We start from the raw sequence: 5411 nt of genomic DNA, 5'->3' as shown, positions 1-5411 counted from the left end.
TCAACTAGTGGGCGAAGCGATTCTCCACGCTCTAAGCAGAGTTCATGCATCGACTCATAATCCTCGCCTCCACACAGATAACTCGCCAATGCAATTACTAGAATATCGCTCAACTTATGCTTGCAACGACCCACTACACGTGGGTCTTCTACATTAGAAAAATAATCTTGTATATCCATAACCCAAAGATAAGCCTATTTTGATGCGGTTGCCCTGTAGAAAAATAATCTTGTATATCCATAACCCAAAGATAAGCCTATTTTGATGCGGTTGCCCTGGGAGCTCCCAGGGCAACCGCATCAAAATAAGGTATCTTTGGAGTTATGACTATAGTTGATTATTTCGAAGGGGTTAAAGACCCACGCGTTATAGGTCGTTGTAAGCATAAGTTGAGTGACATTTTAGTTGTAGCCTTAGCGAGTTATCTCTGTGGAGCTGAAGATTATGAGTCCATGCACGAGCTGTGTTTAGAGCGTGGCGAATCTCTTCGCCCCTTAGTAGAACTCCCCAACGGCACTCCTAGCACAGATACTTTTGAACGTGTTCTACAACGCATTGAGCCCCATTCGCTTTATGCCTGCCTAAGTGTTTATGGCAAAGACCTTATTCAAGACCTAGAAGGCAAGCATATCGCCATTGATGGCAAACGTCTACGGGGTGCAAAGAAGAAGAACGGACACACGCATATTCTCTCGGCTTGGGTCGATGAAGTAGGCTTAAGTTTAGCGCAAGAAACGGTCGTAGAAAAACATAACGAACTTCAAGCTATCCCCGAGGTATTGGATAGCCTAGACTTATCGGGTTCTGTAGTGAGTATCGATGCGATGGGTACACAAAAGACTATTGCCGAGCAGATTATTCACTCCGATGCAGATTATGTGCTGAGTCTTAAAGCCAATCAGAAGCATTTGTTTGAAGACGTTCGAGATGCTTTTACTGGTAAGTATCAGTGTCACACTTGGGAGACCTTAGAGAAAGACCATGGGCGAATTGAGAAGCGTATTTATACGACTTTGAAAGCAAGTGAGGTATTCAATGAGGGTGAATATTCGGATTGGCAGGGTCTGCAAACCTTGGTTCAGGTAGAACGTATTGTGAGTCGTCTGGAGGGAGAAACTCGGCAAGAAAAGCAATACTATATCAGTAGTTTAGCTCCAGAATTGTGCCAGGAGTTAGGGCAATATATTCGGGGACATTGGTGTATTGAGAACAGATTGCATTGGCATTTAGACGTAAGTTTTCGGGAGGACGCTTGCGGAGCTAGGAAGGATTATTCAGCAACGAATCTGAACACACTCCGAAAGTTCGCCTTAGCCATTGTGTCTCAATACAAAGACAAACTCTCCTTACGAAAGAGGCTATTCAAAGCTGCTCTAAACATTAACTACCTCAAAAGGCTACTAAAGATTTGATGCGGTTGCCCTGGGGGAGCTCCTACTCAATCTCTATCTTACCTCAAGAGTTAAGAGCCTCTTCTTTTTATTTTTTCATAGAAAAGAAATTCGTTCTTGTATCTAAGCACAACCTTCTGGCACGGGTATTTTCTTAGTAAACGAAATAAACTCATAAATAATCCCTACCTTTGAGGCAACATACAATATTTTAGTTCTAATCTTTCAATAAAGTTACCAGCAATGAACAAGGAACAATTGCAACAGATGCGTCAGGCTCCTGGTTTCGTAGGAGCCTTGGATCAGAGTGGTGGTTCTACTCCTAAAGCCTTAAAAGCATATGGCATTCAGCCTGAAGCTTATGATTCCGAGGAAAAGATGTTTGAGCTCATTCATCAAATGAGAGCACGTATGATTACCTCTACAGCTTTCTCTTCTCGCAAGGTGATTGGTGTTATATTGTTTGAGCGCACTATGCGCAGTCAAATCGAAGGGATGCCTACAGCGGATTTCCTCTGGCAAAAGCGCAATATAGTGCCTTTTCTCAAGGTAGACAAAGGTTTACAGGAAGAAGCCAACGGTGTACAACTCATGAAACCATTCCCCGAACTTGGCAAACTTTGTGACGAAGCAGTTAGCTACAATATATTCGGGACAAAGATGCGTAGTGTGATTAAACAAGCTAACGAACAAGGTATCCGTGACATCGTAGCACAGCAATTTGCATGGGGACGCGAGATTCTTTCTCACGGTTTAATGCCTATCTTGGAACCCGAAGTAGACATCCATTGTCCCGACAAGGAAAAAGCAGAAGAAATTCTAAAAAAGGAGCTTTTAGCAGAGTTAAATAAGCAAACAGAGCCTGTAATGCTAAAGATCACACTGCCTACTGTAGACAATTTCTATAAGGAAATTGTAGAGCATCCTATGATGTTACGCGTTGTGGCTCTTTCTGGTGGATACAGCCGTGAAGAAGCCAACACCCTACTCGGACGCAATCATGGTATCATCGCCTCCTTCTCTCGTGCTTTGGCAGAGGGGCTTACTGTACAACAGAGCGACGAAGAGTTTAACCGAGTGTTAGAAGCGACAGTAGATAGTGTGTACGAAGCATCTATTAAATAAACTCGCCTAAACATAAAAGAGATGCCGTAAACGGGTCTCAGAGCATATACAAAAAGAGGGAGTGTCAAAACATTGTAGACACTTCCTCTTCTATTTTCCACCTCTATCAAGAGCTAGAACTCACAGCCTATACCTCCATATAACCCATATCGAGTAGCTGTCAATGATAGATTGATGGGTAATAAATCAATATCCATATACCTCCGCATAAAATTGTACACAAAGACTGCCCCATAATCCAAGCCAGCAATAGTCTTCGTAGGAGTAAACTTATTTTCAATACCGTCAATTTCCACGCTCCAATTATATCCACTTGTAATCCCGTGGCAACGAAGGTATGACCTAATACTGGTACAATCCAAAAAGATTCCGAAAAAGGGATTTGGTAAACAAGATGAAAAGAAATACTTCTCCTATCCTCCCATTCCCCGATGCGAACATTTCTCATGTGAGAAGGTGCCGAGAGATCAAAAAGTCGCCATAAAAACCTTTATAGATAAAAGAAAAACCAGGAGAGAAACGAGGCATAAAATCCCAAATGCCTAAGACTCCAAGTTTACAATCAAATCCCCATCTCTCATTCACCTCTTCCATTGTGTCTCTATCAAAGAGTTGTGCAGAAGCAACCAGCATACAACTGAATAATGCCAAAAACGATAGAATTATCTTTTTCTTTTTTCTTGCATTTCGTTCTGCAAAAGTAGTCTTAACCTTCTCAATTCAAAAGTTATATCAGAGGACAAATTGCTAACTCTCTCTATCTCGTTGGCATCACGCAAGAGTATTAAAGTAGAGATATTGAAATCTTTTTCATTAAATTAGCTGATGTATTTCCAACTTAATTGAAGAAATAAATAGTAAACACTCTAAAGAAGAAAAGAAACCATGAAAGTTTTTGGAAAATCACTTTTAGTATTGCTAACCGTCTCTCTATTCTTTACCATGTGTAAGAAAGAGAATGTACAGGTTGAACCACAATCCATTAAATTGAATAAAACCACTCTCTCCCTAACAATCGATGAAAGTGCAAAACTCGAGGCAGAAATCAGCCCCAAAGAAACTACTAACAAAACCATCTCTTGGGAGAGTAATGCCCCTGCTATTGCCTCTGTGGAGAATGGAGTTGTAGTGGCAAAAGCTCAAGGAGAGGCAACCATATCCGCTAAATGTGGTAAGGTTACTGCCACTTGCGTAGTCACTGTAAAGGCTCAAACCGTTCCCGTGGAGTCCATAACATTAGACAAGACCTCCGTAGAAATGAAAGAGGGAGAACAGCTTAAGCTAACAGCAACTGTTGCACCAAGTGACGCGCCACAGACAGTTACTTGGACAAGTAGTAACCCCACGGTGGCAAGTGTTGTAGATGGAAATATAACAGCTCTCAAAGTAGGTAAAACTACTGTTACCGCCGAGGCAGGAGGCAAACAAGCTCAATGCGAAGTCACTGTAAGAGAAAAATTTGAATTCAAGATGAGCGTATCTAACTTAAGCGCATTGGATGGAGAGTTCAAAGTAGAGCCCTCCGACCCTAACAAAACTTATGTATATACGATTTTGCGCAAGTCTATGTGTGACGAAATTGAAGCCCACTATAACAATGATTTGATTGCTGCTAACTTAGATTTCTGGAAAGAATTTGGCGACCAATCGTTCCTCGGCTCACTCGTTAGGGGGACACAAACTGGCAAGCTTTCTGATGCTGTTACTTCAGATATGGTTCTCTTCCCAGACACAGAATACGTATTCTATTGCTTCGGCATCAACGACAAAAAAGAGGTTACGGCTCCCGTAGAAAAATATATATTCAAGTCTAAGCCAAGTGTCCCTTCGGATTTAAAATTTGAATTTGAATTAGAGAAGATAACGCAGCATGCTTTGGTCGGAACTCTTAAGCCTTCCAATACAGACAGCTACTACATCACGATGCAACCCAAGAAATTCGTTGACCACTACAAGAAAAAAGAGGGTCAAGGAGAGACCATAGAGGGACTTTCTCCCATACATTACATGATTTTTAGATGTATTGCGGCAGATCGTTGTGAAGAGAAACAGCTTGATGACCTTATATTAAAAGGCAACTTCAAACTCGAGGAAGGCTATTTCGTAAACAAAAAGCCCAATCGCGACTACGTTTTGATTGCTATTGGTTTTGACAAGGAAAAGGGTATCACAACAGCTCCTTTCTTCTACGAGTTCAAAACAGCTCAATAAAAAGAGTATTGCATAGCTCTTTTTTGAGATACACGGCGGTGTGTCATAATAATGCACAAACTGCTGTGTTGCTTGCGACATTCGGCTTCGGTCACATACCTTAGCATGCTCCTTTCAGCCTCAGTCTTAGTGCCTTGCATTTTGCGCATTCTGAGACACCTAAAAAGGGGCTGGGCAAAACCAAATTTTGCCACAGCCCCGTTTTATTAAGTCATCCTTTCAGGGCAACCGTATCAAATCTTTAATGGCTTTTAATACTGTCTACAATAGGATCATTATCATTGGTGTCCGATAAAAGTTTTTTGACAGCATAATTAAAGGGCTGATTCCTATATCAGGAGTTCAGCCCTTCTTTTCGTTACTTTGTTGTCAGCAAAAAACTCAATAACGATGAGTAAAAGTAAGCATTTTATCGGACAGCCACTATATCGTCAGCTGTTAAATCTTATAGATAAGTCCCAAGTGCTCCAGGAGATAGCGGTAGTGTCCGAAAAAGTGTGTAAGAGTAGTAGTTCCTTTTTTACCACAGGGGCATGCCCCTGTGGTAAAAACTTTGTGGTTTTCTTGTTATTATCCATTTATTTAATCCTCCACTCTTGGAAGTAGGGCAACCTCCTAGCATAAGTCCTTTCAGTCATCTCTCGGGCAACAGATCCTAAGAGGAATAGGACGGCATCAGCCGAG

General features: G+C 41.6%; 5 protein-coding genes. 3 read left to right on the top strand and 2 right to left on the bottom strand.

What is annotated here, in order from left to right; translation table 11 throughout:
* On the bottom strand, positions 1–179 hold a 179-nt coding region (locus B5D06_RS08750; RefSeq protein WP_143742671.1), incomplete at its 3' end, for a transposase family protein.
* A gap of 144 nt (positions 180–323) precedes the next feature.
* On the opposite strand from B5D06_RS08750, the gene B5D06_RS08745 reads away from it, so the two are divergent.
* A complete protein-coding gene (locus B5D06_RS08745) occupies positions 324–1412 on the top strand; it encodes an ISAs1 family transposase (RefSeq protein ID WP_078737598.1) in 1089 nt (362 codons plus the stop codon).
* A 222-nt stretch (positions 1413–1634) separates the two neighbouring features.
* A complete protein-coding gene (locus B5D06_RS08740) occupies positions 1635–2516 on the top strand; it encodes a fructose bisphosphate aldolase (protein ID WP_078737597.1) in 882 nt (293 codons plus the stop codon).
* A gap of 113 nt (positions 2517–2629) precedes the next feature.
* Here B5D06_RS08740 and B5D06_RS08910 read toward each other — a convergent pair whose 3' ends face one another.
* Positions 2630–2812, bottom strand: coding sequence for a hypothetical protein (locus B5D06_RS08910; protein ID WP_143742669.1), 183 nt, complete (start codon positions 2810–2812; stop codon positions 2630–2632).
* Between the two features lie 589 nt (positions 2813–3401).
* Here B5D06_RS08910 and B5D06_RS08730 point away from each other — a divergent pair.
* Positions 3402–4727, top strand: a complete 1326-nt coding sequence (locus B5D06_RS08730; protein ID WP_078737595.1) for an Ig-like domain-containing protein — start codon at positions 3402–3404, stop codon at positions 4725–4727.
* The last annotated feature ends 684 nt before the right edge of the window (positions 4728–5411 follow it).

The sequence above is a fragment of the Porphyromonas circumdentaria genome, from assembly GCF_900167105.1.
GTDB lineage: Bacteria > Bacteroidota > Bacteroidia > Bacteroidales > Porphyromonadaceae > Porphyromonas > Porphyromonas circumdentaria.
This window is presented reverse-complemented; position numbering and strand designations above follow the sequence as displayed.

Excerpts from the sequence above, each read along its gene's own strand:
- B5D06_RS08745 (WP_078737598.1), top strand. The coding sequence starts at position 324 with ATGACTATAGTTGATTATTTCGAAGGGGTTAAAGACCCACGCGTTATA.
- B5D06_RS08740 (WP_078737597.1), top strand. The coding sequence starts at position 1,635 with ATGAACAAGGAACAATTGCAACAGATGCGTCAGGCTCCTGGTTTCGTA.
- B5D06_RS08730 (WP_078737595.1), top strand. The coding sequence starts at position 3,402 with ATGAAAGTTTTTGGAAAATCACTTTTAGTATTGCTAACCGTCTCTCTA.